This is a genomic window from Enterobacter sp. 5-4, from assembly GCF_000612205.1.
GTDB classification, from domain to species: domain Bacteria; phylum Pseudomonadota; class Gammaproteobacteria; order Enterobacterales; family Enterobacteriaceae; genus Enterobacter; species Enterobacter roggenkampii.
This window is the reverse complement of sequence record NZ_JFHW01000019.1, coordinates 508,042-528,222: the sequence shown is the minus strand read 5'-3', so window position 1 is coordinate 528,222 and position 20,181 is coordinate 508,042. Positions and strand designations below refer to the sequence as shown.

The following is a 20,181-nucleotide window of genomic DNA, read 5'->3' as shown; positions in this document are numbered from 1 at the left end:
TGATGTTGTCGATCGCAAAAATGTTAACGAGCTGGGATTTTAATTAACCCATACGCGACAATTTTTGATTTAAGGCAGCTAATGGCGTATTGATGGCACCAATAATGAGGTTGTCCGGACGACGGTTTGTTGATTTACGCCGCTATGTTATGCGTCGGATATGGCAAAATAGCAGGACTATAGATATCAGGGAGTAAAGCTCGTGCTGGATAAACTGCGTTCACGTCTCGTACAATTTGGCCCATCAATGCTGAGCGTGCCGGTAAAGCTGGCGCCGTTCGCGCTTAAACGTCAGGTGCTGGAGCAGGTCCTGAGCTGGCAGTTCCGCCAGGCGCTGCAGGATGGCGAGCTGGAATTCCTGGAAGGCCGCTGGTTGAGCATTGAGGTACGTGACATCGGGCTGCGCTGGTTTACCTCCGTTGAGAATGACCAGCTGATCGTCCGCGAAACCGCCGAGGCGGACGTGAGCTTTAGCGCCAACGCCAGCGATCTGCTGATGATCGCCGCGCGCAAGCAGGATCCGGATACGCTCTTCTTCCAGCGCCGTCTGGTGATTGAAGGCGACACGGAGCTGGGCCTGTACGTTAAGAATTTAATGGATGCCATTGAGCTGGAGCAGATGCCGAAAGCGCTGCGCGTAATGTTAATGCAAATGGCAGATTTCGTTGAGGCCGGGCTGAAAACCCCGCCGGACAGTAAACACACTTCAGTAGGTGAGCCATGCTGATTCGAGTCGAAATTGGGATTGATGCACCGGGTATCGATGCGTTATTACGCCGCGCTTTTGAGAGCGATGCGGAAGCCCAACTGGTCCACGATCTCCGTGAAGACGGCCTGATCACGCTGGGGCTGGTTGCCACCGATGATGAAGGTCAGGTGGTGGGCTATGTTGCCTTCAGTCCGGTCATCGTTCAGGGCGAAGATCTGCAGTGGGTCGGTATGGCACCGCTGGCGGTGGATGAAAACTATCGCGGGCAGGGGCTAGCGCGCCAGCTGGTCTATGAAGGGCTGGATTCGCTCAATGAGTTCGGTTATGCGGCCGTTGTAACGCTGGGCGATCCGGCATTCTATGGCCGTTTGGGCTTCGAGCAGGCCGCGCATTACGATCTGCGCTGCCGCTGGCCGGGTACGGAATCCGCTTTCCAGGTGCACCGTCTTGCGGACGACGCGCTCAACGGCGTCAATGGTCTGGTCGAATACCACGACCATTTCAATCGCTTTTAATCAGGCTCTCGCGTAGCGCCTCAAAGGAGCCGTCTCCGGTCACGAGGCGCTCTTTCTGGCGCTTCGTCAGCTGTTTGATGCGGTATTCCAGCCTGAGCGCCAACGATCGGTCACCGACGGGCGCCGAAAAGGCGAGCTGTAATTCTCCTTTCCCCCGCAGCGCTTTTGCCCCTTTCCCCGTTTGATGTTGTAAAAAACGCCGCGCCACATCGGTGGTGATCCCGGTGTAGAGTGCGTTATCAGCGGTTCGGACAAGATAGAGAAACCAGCACACGGTAAACAGATTCAGTATGTTAAGGTGAACGCACCATAGCATGAGAGAGAACGAAAATGGAAACACTGGCCGCCATTAACCGCTGGCTGGCGAAGCAGCACGTCGTCACCTGGTGCGTCTACAGCGAGGGTGAGATGTGGTGCGCAAACGCGTTTTACTACTACGATCCGGAGCGCGTCGCGTTTTACGTCATGAGCGAAGACAAAACGCGTCATGCGCAGATGACCGGCCAGCAGGCAAAAGTCGCGGGCACGGTAAATGGCCAGCCGAAGACAGTCGCGCTGATCCGTGGGGTACAGTTTAAGGGGGAAATCCGTCGACTGGACGGAGAAGAGAGCGACGCGCGTCGCAAGCACTACACGCGCCGCTTTCCGGTCGCCGCTGCGCTAAAAGCCCCGGTGTGGGAAATCCGCCTCGATGAGCTGAAATTTACCGACAACACCCTGGGCTTTGGCAAGAAGCTGCACTGGTTACGCGCCGAGCAGGCGTAGCGCTTCGCGGTTAAACGCCGGGAGATCGTCCGGGGTCCGGCTGGTGATCAGCTGGTCTTTGTCGTTGACCACCTCCTGATCGTAAAACTCGGCCCCCGCATTTTTCAGATCGATAACGATCGGTTTCACCGCCGTGAGCTTACGCCCGCGTACAACCTCCGCGCTGATGAGCAACTGCGGCCCGTGACAGATGGCAAAGACCGGTTTGCCGGTAGAGACAAAGTCCCGGGTGAAGGTTACGAAGCGCTCGTCTCCGCGCAGGGAATCCGGTGAATGGCCGCCGGGTAAAAGCAGGGCGTCAAAATCTGAGGGGCTCACGTTATCGATAGTCTCGTCGATGGTCACGCTGGCCTCGCCCTTATGGCCTTTCACCGTTTTGCCCGCCTCTTTCTCGATGGTGATGACCTCATGTCCCGCCTTGCGGAACGCCTCTGCAGGAGAGGTGAATTCTGAATCTTCAAACTCGTCGGTAATCAAGACTGCGATTTTCTTGCCCATGCTTCCTCCGTTGTTTTGGCTTCAGACTGATTTTTCTCCGCTTGTGGTAAATACTTACCTGTAACAGACTTCTAAGTGTGGTCGACGACGCTGAGTTCGCAAACGGACAATTCTGTAAAGGGGATACGATGAGTCAGGTACTGATTACCGGGGCTACCGGGCTAGTGGGCGATCATCTGCTGCGGCTGCTGATTCAGGATCGCCGCGTGAACTACATCGCCGCCCCGACGCGTCGACCGCTGGTGGACATCTCCGGGGTCTTTAATCCGCACGATCCCCAGCTGACGGATGCGCTGGCGCAGGTCCAGGACCCGATTGATATCGCCTTTTGCTGTCTGGGCACCACGCGTCGGGAGGCGGGTAGCAAAGAGGCATTTATCCACGCCGACTATACGCTGGTGGTGGACACCGCGCTTGCGGCGAAAAAGCTGGGAGCCAGACATTTTCTGGTGGTCAGCGCGCTGGGCGCCAGTGCCGGATCGCCTTTCTTCTACAACAAGGTGAAGGGCAAGATGGAGGATGCGCTGATTGCGCAGAAATGGGAGCAGCTGACGATTGTGCGCCCCTCAATGCTGATCGGCCACCGGGACGAGCGCCGCTTTAACGAGTCGATATTTGCCCCGCTGTTTCGGATCCTGCCCGGCAACTGGAAATCTATCGAGGCGCGGGACGTCGCGCGTGCGCTGTTAAAAGAGGGACTGGCTCCGTCGAAAGCGGGCGTAAACATTATCCCTTCGGCAAAACTGCGTGAAATCGCGCAGGGCGAGGCGTAAACTCCCCCGGCTAATTACTCATACTCTCCGGGGAATGCTATGACTGGTCAGTCTTCATCTCAGGCGGCAACACCTGTTCAATGGTGGAAGCCCGCACTCTTCTTTCTCGTGGTCATCGTTGGCCTTTGGTACGTGAAATGGCAGCCGTACTACGGCAAAGCCTTCACCGCCGCCGAAACGCACAGCATCGGTAAATCTATTCTCGCTCAGGCGGATGCCAGCCCGCTTCAGGCGGCGTGGGACTATGCCATGGTCTACTTCCTTGCCGTCTGGAAGGCCGCCGTCTTAGGCGTGATCCTGGGCTCACTGATTCAGGTGCTGATCCCGCGCAACTGGCTGGTGAAAACCCTCGGACAGCCGCGCTTTCAGGGGACGCTGCTGGGAACGATCTTCTCCCTGCCGGGCATGATGTGCTCCTGCTGCGCTGCGCCCGTGGCGGCAGGGATGCGCCGCCAGCGCGTGTCGATGGGCGGCGCGCTGGCGTTCTGGATGGGCAACCCGCTGCTCAATCCGGCGACGCTGGTGTTTATGGGCTTTGTCCTGGGCTGGCATTTCGCGTTCATTCGTCTGGTGGCCGGACTGCTGACCGTGCTGGTGGTGGCGACGCTGGTGCAGAATCTGGTGAAGGATAAGGCGCCAGAGTCCGCGTCTGTTGAGCTGGACGTCAGCGAGCCGCAGGGCGGGTTCTTTGCGCGCTGGGGCAGGGCGCTATGGCAGCTTTTCTGGAGCACCATCCCGGTCTATATCCTGGCGGTGCTGGTTCTCGGGGCGGCGCGCGTCTGGCTCTTCCCGCATGCGGATGGCGCTATCGACAACACGCTGTTGTGGGTCATTGCGATGGCCGTTGCAGGCTGCCTGTTTGTGATCCCTACCGCCGCAGAAATTCCTATTGTTCAGACCATGATGCTGGCCGGCATGGGCACCGCACCGGCACTGGCATTGCTCATCACGTTACCGGCCATCAGCCTGCCGTCGCTGATTATGCTGCGTAAGTCATTCCCGGCGAAAGCGCTGTGGCTCACCGCGGGGCTGGTGGCGTTGAGCGGGGTGATGGTGGGAAGTATTGCGCTTCTGTGAAAAACGCCCGGTGGCGCTACGCTTACCGGGCCTACAAAAAAATCCCCTCACTTGAGGGGATTTTTTTATTTAATGTAAGTAAACGCGGTGGTGACGTGCTTCACGCCGCTCACCCGGCTGGCGATATCGGCCGCCGCTTTCCCTTCACGTTCGGTCACCAGACCCAGCAGGAACACTTCACCGTTTTCCGTTGTCACCTTCACGTTGGAAGATTTCACCTGGTCCGAGCCCAGCAGCTGGGAACGTACTTTGGTGGTGATCCAGGTATCGGAAGAGGCATCACCCAAACCAATTGGCTTGCCCTGACGCACTTCGTTAAACACCTCTGTGGTCCCTTCAACGCCCATCGCAATCTGTTTCGCACGCGAGGCGAGCTCCATATTCGGCGCCTGGCCTGCCAGCAGCACTTTGCCCTGATAAGCCGTCACGTTGATACGCGCCTCTTTCTTGATCTGTTCGTCTTTCGACAGCGCACTGTTGACGCGCAGCTCCAGCGTACCGTCATCCACCTGTGTTCCCACAGTGCGCGGATCGGTTGCCGCTTTGGTGCCTACTGCGGCAGTACCCACAACGGCCGCAGCGATACATCCCTGAAGCAGTAATGCAGACATAAGGACTGCGAGGGTCGATAAAGCCTTCATAAGAACTCCTTAATCATCCTGGTGAGGGAAAAGCGTGTTATCGATCAAGTCACATAAGCAGTTCACCGTGAGCATATGCATTTCCTGAATACGCGCGCTCCGGTGAGACGGAATGCGGATTTCCACATCCTGCGGCCCAAGCAGACCCGCCAGCTCACCCCCGTCATAGCCGGTTAAGGCCACGATAGTCATGTCGCGGGTGACGGCGGCTTCAACAGCTTTGACTATATCCCGGCTATTGCCGCGCGTGGAGATAGCCAGCAGCACATCTCCGGCATGACCCAGGGCTCGCACCTGCTTTGCGTAAATTTCGTCATGCAGACGATCGTTAGCAATCGCCGTTAAGACCACATTATCGGTATTAAGTGCAATGGCAGGTAAACTGGGACGTTCTGTTTCAAAACGATTGATCATGCTGGCAGCAAAATGCTGTGCGTTGGCGGCTGACGTGCCGTTGCCACAACAGAGGATTTTGTTGCCGTTTAGCAGGGATTGCACCAGCGTCATTGCGGCACGCGAGATAGCATCCGGAAGGGCTTCCGCCGCGGCAATCTGAGTCTGGATGCTTTCTGTGAAGCACACTTTAATTCTTTCGAGCACGTTATCCCTTTTAAATCTTAATTATGCGTCTTCGCCAAAAGCGTTTTTAAGCCATTCGATCTCATTTCCGGTGAAGGCTATCACATCGAACCGGCAATCCACAGTATCAAAACTCCCATTATGGCGGGCAAGCCACAAGTGGGCAGTCTGTAATAATTTATGTTGTTTGGCGAGCGTCACGCTGGCGGCAGCACCGCCAAAACGGGAGGACTGTCGAAAGCGCACTTCTACAAACACAATGACCTGACCGTCTTTCATGATCAGGTCGATTTCGCCACCACGTCCACGGACGTTGGCGGCGATAAAACGCAGTCCTTTGCCTTCAAGCCAGCGACGCGCCTTTAACTCCCACGCATCGCCGGTTTGTTTGCGGCTTAACTGGCCGGGACGATCTGCCCCTGCTGGTATTTGAGCCATGATAACTTCCTGTTAATCACACAATCCTGGGTCGCGGTCAGATCGCCGGTGTTGCCGTTAAGCTCGAAGCCCGGCACCTGACGCATCTGGGTAAAGTGGTTTGCCAGCGCCCACGCATCAACCCCCATCGCATACAGACGCGCCAGAGAGTAATCGTTACGCACCGCGCTCAGCGCCTGCTGCATCAGGGATGGATTGCTGCCGGCCAGCATCGGGATTTCGCTGTACTGCAGACCGTCCATTTCCAGACGGAAATCCGGGCCTGCGGTGCCCTGTGCGCTGCGGGAGCTGGCGTAGAGCGTTGCGCCGCTCTGGCTGCCGTTACGCATCGCAATCATCGGTTTGATAAAGGCGATCTCCTGCGGCGTGGCAACGATATAGGCCGCATCCACTTTACCGCCACCGCTAATCTGCGCGTCGGTTGGCGGCGCAGGGATCGTCAGGCCGCCAATCGTCACGCCCTGCTGCTGTGGCAGGCTCGCGGTGACCGGGCTACCGTTAAGTGCGATACCCGCCCCGCCGTTGACGCCTGCGCGCAGTTCAGAGACGGAACCGAATTTCTGCTGCAGCACCACGCCGCCGCCCAGCTTCTGCCACTCATCGGCAAAGGCATTGGCCACGCGATCGCCCAGCGTGCTGCGTGGGATGAGCAGCAGCGGAGCCTGCTTACCCTGCTCATGAATATGACGCGCCGCATCGCGGGCTTCATCTTCTGGAGAGAGCGCGAAGTAGCAGATATTGGCCCGGTTCTGAACCTGCTCTGGCTGGTTGAGCGCCAGCACGTTCAGCGTGGTATTGCTCTTCATCAGCTCTTCCACGTTGTTCTTCAGCAGCGGACCGACAACGATGCTCGCCCCGTCCTGCTGTACCTGCGCCAGCACCTGGTCAAGCGGCTGCGAGCTGGTGTCGTAGATTTTCAATTCAGCGCCCGGGTTGGCGCTGGTGGTTGCCACGGCCTGCGGCTGCGTGGCAGGTTGAGCCGCGGGTTGTGCAGGCTGCTGTTGAGGCTGTTCTGCTGTTGTGGCAGGAGCTGGCGCCGTTTGCGTCTCGGCCGGAGCCTGGGCCGCAGGTGCTGCTGTAGCCGGTGCAGCTTCAGCTGGAGGCGTCGTCGGGGCCGTCACAGGGTTTTGCATCGTGCCCTGCGCTGGCGTTTGCGCCGTGGTCAGGTCGCTGGTCTCTGCGGCGGATGGGCTGACAACATCATTATTCACATTAGCCGCCTGGGCTGCCTGTGCGGGAACGGCGCTGCCGGCTACCGACGTCGTGCCGTTTTTCGCCGCTTCAAAACCCTGCTGAATGGTACGTCCAAACACCGCCGCCTGGCCGTTGAGCGGCAGAAGCAGGGCGATTTTGCTGGTGGAAGCTGGCTTAAAGTTCTGCACGTTCACCAGCTGGGTTGGCAGCATTTTCGCGCCCGGGTTTTGCGGGTAGCGCGTCTGCCAGTCCGTAATGCCGGCTTTCAACATTTTTGGATCGCTGCGGTTGTTAAACCACATCTGCTGCAGATCCAGCCAGCCCTGCAGGACGTTTTCATCGGCGTTGATGACCAGCGCCTGCGCCTGTTCCTGCGTCATCGACGCCAGCGCTTGCCAGGTGGCATCAATATTTTTCTGCTTATCAGCACCGCCAAGCAGCGGCTCTTGCGCGACGAGCGCGCGGAGCAGCGTCAGGGAAGGGCGTCCCTGCTCAGCGGTAATACCCGCCTGCCAGAAGCGCGCCTGCTGGTTTTTATCCAGCGCGCTTACGTCGATATCACCGAGGATCTTCTTCGCGGCGGCGTAATCTTTCAGCGCGACTTTCAGCTCGGCAGAGAGCAGGCTCTGCTCGCGACGCTGTGCGTCGTTAAGATCTTTTGGCAACTGGTTAAACAGTTCGGCTGCCCGCTGGGTTTTACCCTCTTTCAGCAGTGCACGAATGGCGAGTAATTGCCAGTTGGTCTTGGTATCATTTGAACTCTGCGACATTTGTTGCAGATAAAAGCCAGAATCAGCCTGAGCAGAACCCTGGAGATGGGCGGTGCTCTGGTCAGGTGCCTGAGTGCCACAGCCTGCAAAGATCAGGGCTGCCAGCAGAAGCGGCACGCTGCGCGTGGCTTTTTTTCGAAGAAACGTTAACGGTACCATACTGTATCCAGTGATTTTTTTTACGCAATGCTCAATATTAAATCGGCAATACGGACGAAACAATGAAACAACACGAAACGGCAGATAATTCTCAAGGCCAGCTTTATATTGTACCTACTCCTATCGGGAATTTGTCTGATATTACCCAACGTGCGCTCACCGTACTGCAAGCTGTTGATTTAATTGCTGCTGAAGACACCCGCCACACCGGCCTGCTGCTGCAACATTTCGCGATTAACGCCCGTTTGTTTGCGCTGCACGATCACAATGAGCAACAAAAAGCCGAAACGCTGGTGGCGAAGCTGAAAGAGGGGCAGAACATTGCCCTGGTCTCCGATGCCGGTACGCCGCTGATCAACGATCCGGGCTATCACCTGGTGCGTACCTGTCGCGAAGCCGGTATTCGCGTTGTGCCCCTGCCGGGACCGTGCGCCGCGATTGCTGCGTTAAGCGCCGCAGGTCTGCCGTCTGACCGTTTCTGCTATGAAGGCTTTCTGCCTGCTAAATCCAAAGGCCGCCGCGACGTCTTAAAAGAGCTGGAAGCGGAACCGCGCACCCTGATTTTCTACGAATCCACGCACCGCCTGCTGGAGAGCCTGGAAGATATGGTGACCGTCTGGGGGGAAGGCCGCTACGTGGTGCTGGCGCGCGAGCTGACCAAAACCTGGGAAACCATCCACGGCGCACCGGTGGGCGAGCTGCTGGCGTGGGTGAAGGAAGACGAAAACCGCCGCAAGGGTGAAATGGTGCTGATCGTCGAAGGGCACAGGGCGGAAGAAGACGCCCTTCCTGCCGACGCGCTGCGCACGCTGGCGCTGCTGCAGTCGGAATTGCCGCTGAAGAAAGCCGCTGCGCTGGCGGCAGAAATTCACGGCGTGAAGAAAAATGCGTTGTATAAGTATGCGCTGGAGCAGCAGGGGGAGTAAGGCATCCCCTGCCGGTTTTTGCCGGGTGGCGGCTACGCCTTATCCGGCCTACGGATCGTTATGTGTCTTTTAGCTAGCAGGTATCGCCTCAACCTGGAAGGTTTGCGGCGTGTCCGACGGGTTACCTAAATGCGGGATAGATGTGGGACGGAAAATCACGTCACCGGTGCCGGGTTAAACACCGCCAGCTGATTATGCAATCCCCATTGGTCCGAGAAGGTTTTCTTTCGCCCGCTGGCGACATCCAGAATGAAGTGGAACAGCTTCCAGCCCACGTCCTCAATGCTCTCTTCTCCGGTGGCGATGGTGCCCGCGTTAATATCCATTAAGTCATACCAGCGGTTTGCCAGCTCGGTGCGAGTCGCCATCTTGATCACCGGCACCGCCATCAGGCCGTACGGCGTGCCGCGCCCGGTGGTAAAGACCTGTACCGTAATGCCGGATGCTACCTGCTGCGTGCCGCACACAAAATCGCTGGCCGGCGTTGCCGCGTAGATCAGGCCGCGTTTCGTCGGGCGCTGGCCCGGAGAGAGCACTTCTGCAATGGCGCTCTGCCCGGATTTGGCAATAGAGCCGAGGGCTTTTTCCACCACGTTTGCCAGGCCGCCTTTCTTGTTGCCCGGAGACGGGTTGGCGCTGCGGTCGGTTTTGCCCATATCGAGATAGTTATCGTACCAGGCCATCTCCTCAAGCAGTCGCTTGCCGACCTCTTTATTAACGGCGCGCGGCGTCAGCAGATGGATGGCGTCACGCACTTCAGTCACCTCGGAGAACATCACCGTGGCGCCGCAGCGAACAAGCAGATCGGACGCATAGCCCACCGCCGGGTTGGCCGTCACGCCGGAGAAGGCATCGCTGCCGCCGCACTGGGTTCCGACCACCAGCTCCGACGCCGGGCACGTTTCGCGCTGGCGGCGGTTGAGCTTGTCCAGATGGCGTTCTGCTACCTGCAAAATATCGTCGACCATTGAGCGGAAACCGACGTGGCGTTCGTCCTGCAGGCGCACGATACTGGCCTCGTCTGCCGGAATGGCTTTGACATCTTCCGTGCCTTGCAGCAGGCGCTCGGGCTGGAGCTTTTCACATCCCAGGCCAATAACCATCACTTCGCCGCCAAAGTTGGGGTTCAGGGCGATATTGTGGATGGTGCGGATAGGCACCACCGCAGCGGGCGCGTTAATCGCCACGCCGCAGCCGTAGAGGTGGTTCAGGCCCACCACGCCGTCGACGTTCGGGTATTTTGGCAGCAGATCGCGTTCGATGATTTTCACCACGTAATCCACAACGCCCGCCACGCAGTGCACGCTGGTGGTAATGCCGAGCAGATTTTTGGTGCCGACGCTGCCGTCCGCATTGCGATACCCTTCAAAGGTATAGCCTTCCAGCGGGGGAAGCGGTTCCGGCACGCGGGTTGCTAGCGGGAGCGTGTTCAGCGGCGGCGCTTCTGGCAGCGCCACCAGCGACTCCTCCACCCAGCTTCCCTGCGGAATAGGACGGACGGCATAGCCGATGACTTCACCGTAACGCACAATTTCGCTTTCAGCAGGGATATCCACCAGGGCGACTTTATGTCCCTGCGGAACATGCTCAGTCAGTTCCAGCCCGTCCGGGAAGCGGGTTCCTGCTTTTAAGCCATTGTCGTTGACGATAATCGCCACGTTATCGGCATCGTGCACTTTTATATAAAACGCCGTCGGGGGTGCCTGTCGAATTTCAATGTCGGCCATTGGTCAGTATTCTCCAGCAAAATTCTGATAATAGGTTCAGCCATTTTTCTGATGGTAGAAATAAATACGCGACTTTCAGAAATAAAGCATGTCAGCAGATTCAATATCAAAATGTGATCCCGATCGCTCGCGAGCCCGTAATCCTTGATTCTGTGCATTAGCGCCCAGTGCTTTGTGCATATGCAAAAATTTTTATCGAAAAATAGCGTAATGCCTGAGCATTAAAACAATGTGCGGTCGTGGATTGCATCTTATACTGAATGACGATTTTATTACGCCAGAATATGTCCGAATAATAAATATCATGCTGGCGCGGTGTCTGAATAAATAAAACGGTACTGAAAAAGGCTGCGGAATTAAAAAGGTAAATACGATGAATAACGCTATCTTCCCGAATAAATTTAAAGCGGCCCTCGCGGCGCACCAGATTCAGATTGGCTGCTGGTCCGCGCTGGCAAACCCTATCAGCACCGAAGTGCTGGGCCTGGCCGGTTTCGACTGGCTGGTGCTGGACGGCGAACATGCACCAAACGATATCAGCACGTTTATTCCGCAGCTGATGGCGCTGAAAGGCAGCAACAGTGCCCCGGTGGTGCGTGTCCCCACCAACGAACCGGTGATTATTAAGCGTCTGCTGGATATCGGCTTCTACAACTTCCTGATCCCGTTTGTGGAGACGGAAGAGCAAGCGGCGCTGGCCGTGGCGTCAACGCGCTATCCTCCCGAAGGGATCCGCGGCGTTTCCGTTTCGCACCGCGCCAATATGTTTGGCACCGTCCCGGACTATTTCGCGCAGTCCAACAGCAACATCACCATTCTGGTTCAGATCGAGAGCCAGCAGGGCGTCGATAACGTCGACGCGATTGCCGCCACAAGCGGCGTGGACGGGATCTTCGTCGGCCCAAGCGATCTGGCTGCGGCCTTTGGCCATCTGGGTAACGCCAGCCACCCTGACGTGCAGCGCGCGATCCAGCACATCTTTGCCCGCGCCAAAGCACACGGCAAGCCGTGCGGCATTCTGGCGCCGGTTGAGGCTGACGCCCGCCGCTACCTGGAGTGGGGAGCCACGTTTGTTGCCGTCGGCAGCGACCTCGGCGTTTTCCGCTCGGCTACGCAGAAATTAGCGGACGCTTTTAAAAAATAACCATCATTGAGGAAACAGATTATGACGCTGAAAGTGGGTTTTATTGGCCTGGGGATCATGGGTAAACCAATGAGTAAGAACCTCATCAAAGCAGGTTACTCGCTGGTGGTCTCCGATCATAATCCACAGGCCGTGGCTGAGGTGATAGCGGCTGGCGCAGAAGCAGCCACCACCGCGAAAGCCATTGCCGAGCAGTGCGATGTCATCATCACCATGCTGCCAAACTCCCCGCACGTCAAAGAAGTCGCGCTGGGTGAAAACGGCATTATCGACGGCGCGAAACCGGGCCTGGTGCTGATCGATATGAGCTCTATCGCACCGCTCGCGAGCCGTGAAATCAGCGAGGCGTTGAAGGCGAAGGGCGTCGATATGCTGGATGCACCGGTCAGCGGCGGCGAGCCGAAAGCCATCGACGGCACGCTGTCGGTCATGGTCGGCGGCGATAAAGCTATTTTCGATAAATTTTACGACCTGATGAAAGCCATGGCGGGCTCCGTGGTACACACCGGGGAGATCGGGGCGGGTAACGTGACCAAGCTGGCAAACCAGGTGATTGTGGCACTCAACATTGCCGCCATGTCTGAAGCGCTGACGCTGGCAACCAAAGCGGGCGTCAATCCGGACCTGGTCTACCAGGCTATTCGCGGCGGTCTGGCGGGCAGCACCGTGCTGGACGCCAAAGCGCCCATGGTCATGGAGCGCAATTTCAAACCCGGTTTCCGCATCGACCTGCATATTAAAGATCTGGCGAACGCGCTGGACACTTCCCACGGCGTGGGCGCACAGCTGCCGCTGACCGCGGCGGTCATGGAGATGATGCAGGCGCTGCGTGCCGATGGCCTGGGCACGGCCGATCACAGCGCAATTGCATGCTACTACGAAAAACTGGCGAAGGTGGAAGTGGCGCGTTAATCACGGCTTACCCACAGCCGAGGGTGACAGCGGCGCGCAAACCCTCTATACTGAGCGCCGAAGCTGACCAGACAGTCGCCGCTTCGTCGTCGTCCCTTTCGGGGGAGACGGGCGGAGGGGAGGAAAGTCCGGGCTCCATAGGGCAGGGTGCCAGGTAACGCCTGGGGGGAAAACCCACGACCAGTGCAACAGAGAGCAAACCGCCGATGGCCCGCGCAAGCGGGATCAGGTAAGGGTGAAAGGGTGCGGTAAGAGCGCACCGCGCGGCTGGTAACAGTCCGTGGCACGGTAAACTCCACCCGGAGCAAGGCCAAATAGGGGTTCACATGGTACGGCCCGTACTGAACCCGGGTAGGCTGCTTGAGCCAGTGAGCGATTGCTGGCCTAGATGAATGACTGTCCACGACAGAACCCGGCTTATCGGTCAGCTTCAACTTCTTCTAAAACAATACGTTGGTGTGTCTCAGGCTTTCCCTGGTGAAAATGTGACACAGACTGTGATACAAACGAGGCACACCAACGGCTGTTCCATCCCGACTATCCTGAAACCTTGCAACCGCGACAGCCTTCATTTCCGTCTGCCTTCAGTTTATATGTATGTCTCTGGATTGCGATTCATATTTATTTACTGACAATATTGGCTCTACAGACCACCCTGGCTCACTACAATGTATGAGAAAAATAAATAAAACGTTAATAAATACAGTTTGTCCCTAATTAATTTCTGAAAATGAAGGGGGGCTATTGCTATAGAATGATAAGAACGCTTAACTCAATGCCTAATTTTTTCATCGGTATTCGGTTGAGCATGGACAGAAAAAACAAACTAAAAAAACTAATCCAATATCATAAAAATATACTTAAAAATCACCGATATCAGCCTGGTTTAGCTGGTGCAGATCTGAGGTTTATGGATCTCAGGGGGCTCTATTTACGCAATATTAATTTATCGGGATGCGATATTTCGTTTTGTGATCTTCGAGGAGCCGATTTCTCCTGTGCCAACCTTGCAGGCGCTAATCTTAGCTACTGTAAAACGGAAGGTACAATTTTTAGTCACGCTGATTGTACTTGCGTGGATTTTACTGGAAGTGATATCCATGATGTCGGGTTATTGACGGAACATGAACAAAATGAAAGTGACACGCCACTATCCCGACCACTCATCTCCATCTATATGCCAACCTGGAACCGCCAGGCATTGACGATCAGAGCCATACAATCGGTACTGAATCAAGACTATGTGAACTGGGAACTCATTATCATTGACGATTTCTCATCGTCATTTGACCAACTCTTGACGTATATCTCCGAGCTGAATGACCCACGCATTACCTATATTCGCAATGAATTTAACTCTGGCGCTTGTGCAGTCCGAAATCAGGCTATACGAATGGCCCGTGGTGACCTTATTACGGGTCTGGATGATGATGATGAATGGCTGCCGACACGCCTGTCCTCTTTTCTTACCTGGCAACATAAACTTCAGTTGCACAGTTTTTTGTACGCAAATGATTATCTCTGTGACGGTACCGGATATCATCATCCTGATGAATTACAGGTGTATCCGAAACCGGCTTATAAAAAAAGCCTGTTTGATAAACGGAATATTATAGGCAACCAAATGCTGACCTTAACCAGTAGAATGCAGCAGATCCTGTTCGACGACGCCTTGCCGGCTGCTCAGGATTATGATGCTTTTTATCGGCTTGCAGAAACCTTTGGTGAACCTTTCAAACTGGATGACATCACACAGGTGCTTTATGTCAATCACGGCGAAGCCCGCATTACCTGCTCAGGACGAAAGTTTTCAGGTTATCTACGTTTTTACCGGAAACACAAAGCCAAATTAGACGTATCGAGTAAAAAATATCAGCTCTTCACTCTATACTACATTCGCAACAAAAAGATGCGCCCGCAAACCCTGATGAAACTGATGACGCTACGCAATCTGAAACGCTATCTGATGATGTATACCCGCTTCCGGAACAAAAAGTTCTGATGCGTACAAACGACAAGAGTCGTTGTGGTGTCTGGAAATAGTAGTTTAATACGGCAATCATTGTGACGAGGGGCTGGATAAGTCGCCGGGAATTACCCCGGCGGACAACCACTACGAATGGGTAAGCGCAGCGCCATCCGGCACCACACAAACGACATCAATTCTCATATTTGCGACATTAAGCACATTTCACTGTTTTTTACTCGCCGGTTCCGCCTCGGCATCTGCAGACGATCGCCATCACAAAATTTAAATCTAAAAAACCGGCGATCTGTAGTATTGATAATTTGTTATGATTGTTAGCTTAATGTTCGTAAATCTTTTCTCGTTTGATGTGCGCTTATTGAAATCAAATACATTTCCTCCGTGAATATGTGACGTATTCCACTCTTTTCCTGCAATTTGAAAATTTACGTCGTAAAAAATGGCTTAAATGAAAGTATGTTTCAAACAAATGACGGTTATTTATTAGCCTTTAATTGCCTGAAATATCGTCTTTATTGTTTTTTTAAGAACGGTGAAATAAATCAGGGTTATCGCCATAAAATAAATTTATTAGCGCTATTTTTGTTGATCAATATCAGCGTTGTAGCGTATTTAATTGCCTTCAATATATTGATTTATAAGGTTTTTGATGAGTTTTTGAAGCGTGAGTTAAGGGTTGCTCAAAGCAAATTGTGAGTAACAGCACATACCCCTTTAAACATTATTGAGTAGAATTCACCCCGTCATAGGGAAATAAGCGCAGAATATTATGAACACTATTATTCTACCGAAAACACAGCACCTCGTGGTATTTCAGGAAGTCATTAAAAGTGGCTCCATAGGTTCTGCTGCAAGACAACTGGGCCTGACGCAACCCGCCGTCAGCAAAATCATCAGCGATATCGAATCTTACTTCGGTGTGGAAGTGATGGTACGTAAAAATACGGGCGTAAAACTGACGGCTGCAGGCCAGGTTCTGCTCTCGTACTCCGAGTCGATCACCCGTGAAATGAAAAACATGGTGAGCGAAATCAACAGTCTCAGTTTTAGCACCGTTATGGATGTCTCCTTTGGCTATCCGTCGCTGATTGGTTTTACCTTCCTGTCTGAGATGATCAAAAAATTCAAGGAAGTGTTCCCGAAAGCGCGCGTCTCAATGTATGAAGCTCAGCTCTCCTCTTTCCTCCCGGCCATTCGCGATGGTCGTCTGGATTTCGCTATCGGCACGCTGAGCGATGAAATGCTGCTTCAGGATCTGCACGTCGAACCGCTGTTTGAGTCTGAGTTTGTGCTGGTCGCCAGCAAAACGCGAACGTGCACCGGCCCGACGACACTGGCATCGCTTACGCACGAGCAGTGGGTGATGCCGCAAACCGATATGGGCTACTACAAAGAACTTCTGACCACTCTGCAAGACAACCACATCAGCATCGAAAACATCGTCCAGACCGATTCCGTCGTCACCATTTATAACCTTGTCCTGAATGCCGATTATCTGACGGTGATTCCCCGCGACATGATTGCCCCATTCGGTTCGGATCAATTTATTGTGCTGCCCGTGGAAGACGAATTACCCGTGGCGCGTTATGCCGCCGTGTGGTCTAAAAATTACAGGATTAAAAAATCGGCGTCAGTATTAGTTGAGCTGGCTAAACAATATTCGTCGATGAATATCGAAAGACGACGATGAATAATAAGTTTTAATTTTAAAAATACCCAGAGCTTAACGTATTAACGCTCTGATACCCTGACTTTGCCTGAAAAGAATGAATTATTATAACGAGGATATTATGCATATTACCTACGATCTCCCGGTAACCATTGAAGATATTCAGGACGCCAGAAAACGACTGGCAGGCAAGATATATAAAACCGGTATGCCGCGCTCGAATTATCTCAGCGAACGGTGTAAGGGCGAAATATTCCTTAAGTTTGAGAACATGCAGCGTACCGGTTCGTTCAAAATTCGCGGCGCGTTTAATAAATTAAGCTCGCTGACCGATGCTGAAAAGCGCAAAGGCGTGGTCGCCTGCTCTGCGGGAAACCACGCGCAGGGAGTGTCGCTCTCCTGCGCCATGCTCGGCATCGACGGTAAAGTGGTGATGCCGATGGGCGCACCAAAATCTAAAGTGGCCGCGACCCGCGACTACTCGGCGGAAGTGGTGCTCCACGGTGAGAACTTCAACGACACCATCGCTAAAGTGAGCGAAATCGTCGAGATGGAAGGGCGCATTTTTATTCCGCCTTACGATGACGCCAAAGTGATCGCCGGGCAGGGCACCATCGGTCTGGAAATTCTCGAAGATTTATACGACGTGGATAACGTCATTGTCCCTATCGGCGGCGGCGGATTAATTGCCGGGATTGCAACGGCGATTAAATCCATCAACCCGACCATTAATATTATCGGCGTACAGTCTGAAAACGTGCACGGAATGGCAGCTTCCTGGCAGGCAGGAGAAATAACCAACCATCGCGTTACCGGCACGTTAGCCGACGGCTGCGACGTCTCTCGTCCGGGTAAATTAACCTTCGAAATCGTTCGTGAACTGGTCGATGACATTGTTCTGGTGAGCGAAGACGATATTCGCAACAGCATGATTGCCCTTATTCAGCGAAATAAAGTGGTGACGGAAGGCGCCGGCGCGCTGGCCTGTGCCGCGTTATTAAGCGGCAAGCTTGACCACTATATTCAGGGCCGCAAAACCGTTTGCATTATTTCCGGCGGCAATATCGATCTCTCCCGTGTTTCCCAAATTACCGGCTTCGTTGACGCATAAAGGTGACCTATGAGCAACACAGAAAGCATTATCGTTGGCCAGACAAAAACGTCCTCCTGGCGTAAGTCTGATACCACCTGGACGCTTGGCCTGTTTGGTACCGCCATTGGCGCAGGCGTGCTGTTCTTCCCCATTCGCGCAGGCTTTGGGGGCTTAATCCCTATCCTGCTGATGCTGGTTCTCGCGTTCCCGATTGCGTTTTACTGCCACCGCGCGCTGGCGCGCCTCTGCCTGTCCGGCAGCAACGTCTCCGGCAACATCACCGAAACGGTAGAAGAGCATTTCGGTAAAACCGGCGGGGTGGTGATCACGTTCCTCTACTTCTTTGCCATTTGCCCGCTGCTGTGGATTTACGGCGTCACTATTACTAACACGTTCATGACCTTCTGGGAAAACCAGCTCCAGCTGCCTGCGCTAAACCGCGGCGTGGTGGCGCTGTTCCTGCTGCTGCTGATGGCTTTTGTTATCTGGTTTGGTAAAGACCTGATGGTGAAGGTGATGAGCTTCCTGGTGTTCCCGTTTATTGCCAGTCTGGTGCTGATTTCCCTGTCGCTGATCCCTTACTGGAACTCCGCGGTGATCGACCAGGTCAACCTGAGCGATATCGCCTTCACCGGCCATGACGGTATTCTGGTCACGGTGTGGCTGGGGATCTCCATCATGGTCTTCTCCTTCAACTTCTCGCCTATCGTCTCCTCGTTTGTGGTCTCCAAGCGCGAAGAGTACGAGCCGGAGTTCGGTAAAGAATTCACCGAGCAGAAATGTTCCAAAATCATCGGTCGCGCCAGCATGCTGATGGTCGCCGTGGTGATGTTCTTCGCCTTTAGCTGCCTGTTTACGCTCTCTCCGCAGAATATGGCGGACGCCAAAGCGCAGAACATTCCGGTGCTCTCTTACCTGGCGAACCACTTTGCCTCCATGTCCGGCACTAAATCGACGTTCGCGACGGTACTGGAATATGGCGCTTCCATTATTGCCCTGGTCGCTATCTTCAAATCTTTCTTCGGTCATTACCTGGGCACGCTGGAAGGGCTGAATGGCCTGATCCTCAAGTTCGGCTACAAAGGCGATAAGAAGAAGGTCTCTGTCGGCAAACTGAACACCATCAGCTTGGTGTTCATCATGGGCTCCACCTGGGTTGTCGCGTACGCCAACCCGAACATTCTCGACCTTATCGAAGCCATGGGCGCGCCAATCATCGCCTCTCTGCTGTGCCTGCTGCCGATGTACGCCATCCGCAAAGCACCGGCCATGGCGAAATATAAGGGCAAACCCGAGAACATCTTCGTCACGGTTGTGGGCCTGCTGACCATTCTGAATATCGTTTACAAACTGTTCTAAACCATTGCTCAGGAAGAGCGGAGTCACATGATGATTGAGTTTCCGGTTGTACTGGTAATTAACTGCGGTTCGTCCTCTGTTAAGTTTTCGGTGCTCGATGCCAGCAGCTGCGACGCCCTGATGACGGGCATTGCAGACGGCATCAACACGGATAAAGCCTTTATTTCCGTGAACGGGGGTGAGCCAGCCAGACTGGCTCACCAGGACTACGAAGGGGCGCTGGCTGCCATCGCCCTGGAGCTGGAGAAGCGTGACCTGATGAGCAGCGTGGCCTTAATTGGCCACCGCATTGCGCACGGTGGTGACCTCTTCAGCGAGTCGACCCTGATTACGGAAGAGGTGATTGAGCAGATCCGCCAGGTCTCCCCGCTGGCGCCGCTGCATAACTACGCCAACCTGAGCGGCGTGGAAGCCGCAGAGCGCCTGTTTCCGGGCGTGCAGCAGGTCGCGGTATTTGATACCAGCTTCCACCAGACGCTGCCGCCGCAGGCGTACCTGTACGGTTTGCCGTACCGCTATTTTGAAGCGCTGGGCGTGCGCCGCTACGGCTTCCACGGCACCTCTCACCGCTACGTGGCCGCGCAGGCGCATTCGCTCCTCGGGCTGTCCCCCGATGACAGCGGCCTGGTGGTTGCCCACCTCGGCAACGGAGCGTCCATCTGCGCGGTGCGCAACGGCCAAAGCGTGGATACCTCGATGGGGATGACCCCCCTGGAAGGACTGATGATGGGCACGCGCTGCGGCGATGTGGATTTTGGCGCGATGGCGTGGATTGCCCAGCAGACCGGCCAGTCGTTTGAGGATCTTGAGCGCGTGGTCAACAAAGAGTCCGGGTTGCTGGGGATCTCCGGCATCTCCTCCGATTTACGGGCGCTGGAGAAAGCCTGGCACGCTGGCAATGAGCGGGCGCAGTTGGCTATCCAGACCTTCGTTCACCGTATAGCGCGACATATCGCCGGGCATGCGGCGTCGCTGCACCGCCTCGATGGGGTGGTCTTTACCGGCGGCATCGGCGAAAACTCAACGCTTGTCCGCGCGCTGGTGGCGGAACATCTGAAAGTGTTCGGCATCCGCCTCGACGACGCCAAAAATGCCCTGCCGGGCAGCGCGGGTGAGCGCGTCATCTCCACTGATACCTCCCGCGTGATCTGCGCGGTGATCCCTACCAACGAAGAAAAAATGATCGCGCTGGACGCCCTCCGTCTTGGGAAGGTTACCCCGGCTGCGGCTTACGCCTGATAAAGCG

At 55.0% G+C, this 20,181-nt stretch carries 20 protein-coding genes, 1 other RNA gene and 1 pseudogene; 15 read left to right on the top strand and 7 right to left on the bottom strand.

Going from position 1 to position 20,181, the window contains the following annotated elements; all coding sequences use genetic code 11:
* Positions 1–202 precede the first annotated feature (202 nt).
* Together AA74_RS0112905 and AA74_RS0112900 are read left to right on the top strand one after the other, a co-directional pair.
* On the top strand, positions 203–727 hold the full coding sequence (locus tag AA74_RS0112905) for an SCP2 domain-containing protein (RefSeq protein WP_008501482.1): 525 nt from the start codon (positions 203–205) through the stop codon (positions 725–727).
* Positions 721–1,224 (top strand): GNAT family N-acetyltransferase, encoded by a 504-nt coding sequence (locus tag AA74_RS0112900; RefSeq protein WP_023344977.1) that lies wholly within the window; start codon positions 721–723, stop codon positions 1,222–1,224. Before AA74_RS0112905 ends, AA74_RS0112900 begins: the two co-directional genes overlap by 7 nt.
* Here AA74_RS0112900 and AA74_RS0112895 read toward each other — a convergent pair.
* A complete protein-coding gene (locus AA74_RS0112895) occupies positions 1,211–1,540 on the bottom strand; it encodes a GIY-YIG nuclease family protein (RefSeq protein WP_008501484.1) in 330 nt (109 codons plus the stop codon). The genes AA74_RS0112900 and AA74_RS0112895 overlap by 14 nt on opposite strands.
* A gap of 14 nt (positions 1,541–1,554) precedes the next feature.
* Between AA74_RS0112895 and AA74_RS0112890 the strand changes: the two genes are divergently transcribed.
* Positions 1,555–1,989 carry a YhbP family protein gene (locus AA74_RS0112890; RefSeq protein WP_008501485.1) on the top strand — a complete coding sequence of 145 codons (435 nt, stop codon included), beginning with the start codon at positions 1,555–1,557 and terminating at the stop codon, positions 1,987–1,989.
* On the opposite strand, the gene AA74_RS0112885 is transcribed toward AA74_RS0112890, so the two are convergent.
* Positions 1,969–2,487, bottom strand: coding sequence for a type 1 glutamine amidotransferase domain-containing protein (locus AA74_RS0112885; RefSeq protein WP_008501486.1), 519 nt, complete (start codon positions 2,485–2,487; stop codon positions 1,969–1,971). The two genes, AA74_RS0112890 and AA74_RS0112885, sit on opposite strands and share 21 nt — an antisense overlap.
* A gap of 128 nt (positions 2,488–2,615) precedes the next feature.
* Between AA74_RS0112885 and AA74_RS0112880 the strand changes: the two genes are divergently transcribed.
* Positions 2,616–3,260: an NAD(P)H-binding protein gene (locus AA74_RS0112880; protein WP_023344976.1), complete on the top strand. Its 645-nt coding sequence runs from the start codon at positions 2,616–2,618 to the stop codon at positions 3,258–3,260.
* 39 nt (positions 3,261–3,299) lie between these two features.
* Complete coding sequence (locus AA74_RS0112875; RefSeq protein ID WP_023344975.1) at positions 3,300–4,337, top strand: permease; 1,038 nt, start codon at positions 3,300–3,302, stop codon at positions 4,335–4,337.
* 65 nt (positions 4,338–4,402) lie between these two features.
* On the opposite strand, the gene dolP is transcribed toward AA74_RS0112875, so the two are convergent.
* From dolP to AA74_RS0112855, 4 genes are read right to left on the bottom strand one after another with little or no spacing between them, the layout of a single operon-like run.
* A complete protein-coding gene (gene dolP, locus AA74_RS0112870; RefSeq protein ID WP_008501489.1) occupies positions 4,403–4,978 on the bottom strand; it encodes a division/outer membrane stress-associated lipid-binding lipoprotein in 576 nt (191 codons plus the stop codon).
* Between the two features lie 9 nt (positions 4,979–4,987).
* Complete coding sequence (gene diaA / locus AA74_RS0112865; RefSeq protein WP_003861754.1) at positions 4,988–5,578, bottom strand: DnaA initiator-associating protein DiaA; 591 nt, start codon at positions 5,576–5,578, stop codon at positions 4,988–4,990.
* A 21-nt stretch (positions 5,579–5,599) separates the two neighbouring features.
* A complete protein-coding gene (locus AA74_RS0112860; RefSeq protein WP_021242244.1) occupies positions 5,600–5,995 on the bottom strand; it encodes a YraN family protein in 396 nt (131 codons plus the stop codon).
* Positions 5,953–8,118 (bottom strand): penicillin-binding protein activator, encoded by a 2,166-nt coding sequence (locus AA74_RS0112855; RefSeq protein WP_025912546.1) that lies wholly within the window; start codon positions 8,116–8,118, stop codon positions 5,953–5,955. Before AA74_RS0112855 ends, AA74_RS0112860 begins: the two co-directional genes overlap by 43 nt.
* A gap of 62 nt (positions 8,119–8,180) precedes the next feature.
* On the opposite strand from AA74_RS0112855, the gene rsmI reads away from it, so the two are divergent.
* Positions 8,181–9,044: a 16S rRNA (cytidine(1402)-2'-O)-methyltransferase gene (gene rsmI, locus AA74_RS0112850; protein ID WP_025912545.1), complete on the top strand. Its 864-nt coding sequence runs from the start codon at positions 8,181–8,183 to the stop codon at positions 9,042–9,044.
* Between the two features lie 155 nt (positions 9,045–9,199).
* Here rsmI and garD read toward each other — a convergent pair whose 3' ends face one another.
* Entirely contained in the window at positions 9,200–10,771 is a 1,572-nt protein-coding gene (garD, locus tag AA74_RS0112845; RefSeq protein WP_025912544.1) for a galactarate dehydratase, read from the bottom strand.
* A 373-nt stretch (positions 10,772–11,144) separates the two neighbouring features.
* Here garD and garL point away from each other — a divergent pair, with 373 nt between their 5' ends.
* The 9 genes and pseudogenes from garL (at position 11,145) to tdcD (ending at position 20,174) form a co-directional block, all read left to right on the top strand.
* Entirely contained in the window at positions 11,145–11,915 is a 771-nt protein-coding gene (garL, locus tag AA74_RS0112840) for a 2-dehydro-3-deoxyglucarate aldolase (RefSeq protein ID WP_023294648.1), read from the top strand.
* A 21-nt stretch (positions 11,916–11,936) separates the two neighbouring features.
* Positions 11,937–12,827, top strand: a complete 891-nt coding sequence (gene garR, locus AA74_RS0112835) for a 2-hydroxy-3-oxopropionate reductase (protein ID WP_025912543.1) — start codon at positions 11,937–11,939, stop codon at positions 12,825–12,827.
* A 59-nt stretch (positions 12,828–12,886) separates the two neighbouring features.
* Positions 12,887–13,263: RNase P RNA component class A (gene rnpB, locus AA74_RS1000000122470), an RNA gene on the top strand.
* Between the two features lie 294 nt (positions 13,264–13,557).
* A pseudogene (locus AA74_RS1000000123770) lies at positions 13,558–13,917 on the top strand (pentapeptide repeat-containing protein); the annotation flags it as partial.
* A gap of 24 nt (positions 13,918–13,941) precedes the next feature.
* The gene (gene wcaA / locus AA74_RS1000000123260) at positions 13,942–14,829 is read left to right on the top strand and encodes a colanic acid biosynthesis glycosyltransferase WcaA (RefSeq protein WP_227009871.1); all 888 of its coding nucleotides are present in this window, start codon (positions 13,942–13,944) and stop codon (positions 14,827–14,829) included.
* A 754-nt stretch (positions 14,830–15,583) separates the two neighbouring features.
* Entirely contained in the window at positions 15,584–16,504 is a 921-nt protein-coding gene (gene tdcA / locus AA74_RS0112820; protein ID WP_008501504.1) for a transcriptional regulator TdcA, read from the top strand.
* A 100-nt stretch (positions 16,505–16,604) separates the two neighbouring features.
* The gene (gene tdcB / locus AA74_RS0112815; protein ID WP_023326154.1) at positions 16,605–17,594 is read left to right on the top strand and encodes a bifunctional threonine ammonia-lyase/L-serine ammonia-lyase TdcB; all 990 of its coding nucleotides are present in this window, start codon (positions 16,605–16,607) and stop codon (positions 17,592–17,594) included.
* 9 nt (positions 17,595–17,603) lie between these two features.
* A complete protein-coding gene (gene tdcC, locus AA74_RS0112810; protein WP_025912540.1) occupies positions 17,604–18,935 on the top strand; it encodes a threonine/serine transporter TdcC in 1,332 nt (443 codons plus the stop codon).
* A 30-nt stretch (positions 18,936–18,965) separates the two neighbouring features.
* Entirely contained in the window at positions 18,966–20,174 is a 1,209-nt protein-coding gene (gene tdcD / locus AA74_RS0112805) for a propionate kinase (RefSeq protein ID WP_025912539.1), read from the top strand.
* Positions 20,175–20,181 lie beyond the last annotated feature (7 nt).

Bases quoted from the DNA above. Each gene is read 5' to 3' on its own strand.
- tdcA (WP_008501504.1), top strand. From the start codon at position 15,584: ATGAACACTATTATTCTACCGAAAACACAGCACCTCGTGGTATTTCAG.
- tdcC (WP_025912540.1), top strand. From the start codon at position 17,604: ATGAGCAACACAGAAAGCATTATCGTTGGCCAGACAAAAACGTCCTCC.
- AA74_RS0112890 (WP_008501485.1), top strand. From the start codon at position 1,555: ATGGAAACACTGGCCGCCATTAACCGCTGGCTGGCGAAGCAGCACGTC.
- garR (WP_025912543.1), top strand. From the start codon at position 11,937: ATGACGCTGAAAGTGGGTTTTATTGGCCTGGGGATCATGGGTAAACCA.
- AA74_RS0112885 (WP_008501486.1), bottom strand. From the start codon at position 2,487: ATGGGCAAGAAAATCGCAGTCTTGATTACCGACGAGTTTGAAGATTCA.
- tdcD (WP_025912539.1), top strand. From the start codon at position 18,966: ATGATTGAGTTTCCGGTTGTACTGGTAATTAACTGCGGTTCGTCCTCT.
- AA74_RS0112855 (WP_025912546.1), bottom strand. From the start codon at position 8,118: ATGGTACCGTTAACGTTTCTTCGAAAAAAAGCCACGCGCAGCGTGCCG.
- garD (WP_025912544.1), bottom strand. From the start codon at position 10,771: ATGGCCGACATTGAAATTCGACAGGCACCCCCGACGGCGTTTTATATA.
- tdcB (WP_023326154.1), top strand. From the start codon at position 16,605: ATGCATATTACCTACGATCTCCCGGTAACCATTGAAGATATTCAGGAC.
- AA74_RS0112875 (WP_023344975.1), top strand. From the start codon at position 3,300: ATGACTGGTCAGTCTTCATCTCAGGCGGCAACACCTGTTCAATGGTGG.
- AA74_RS0112895 (WP_008501484.1), bottom strand. From the start codon at position 1,540: ATGCTATGGTGCGTTCACCTTAACATACTGAATCTGTTTACCGTGTGC.
- rsmI (WP_025912545.1), top strand. From the start codon at position 8,181: ATGAAACAACACGAAACGGCAGATAATTCTCAAGGCCAGCTTTATATT.
- AA74_RS0112880 (WP_023344976.1), top strand. From the start codon at position 2,616: ATGAGTCAGGTACTGATTACCGGGGCTACCGGGCTAGTGGGCGATCAT.
- AA74_RS0112900 (WP_023344977.1), top strand. From the start codon at position 721: ATGCTGATTCGAGTCGAAATTGGGATTGATGCACCGGGTATCGATGCG.
- garL (WP_023294648.1), top strand. From the start codon at position 11,145: ATGAATAACGCTATCTTCCCGAATAAATTTAAAGCGGCCCTCGCGGCG.
- dolP (WP_008501489.1), bottom strand. From the start codon at position 4,978: ATGAAGGCTTTATCGACCCTCGCAGTCCTTATGTCTGCATTACTGCTT.
- AA74_RS0112860 (WP_021242244.1), bottom strand. From the start codon at position 5,995: ATGGCTCAAATACCAGCAGGGGCAGATCGTCCCGGCCAGTTAAGCCGC.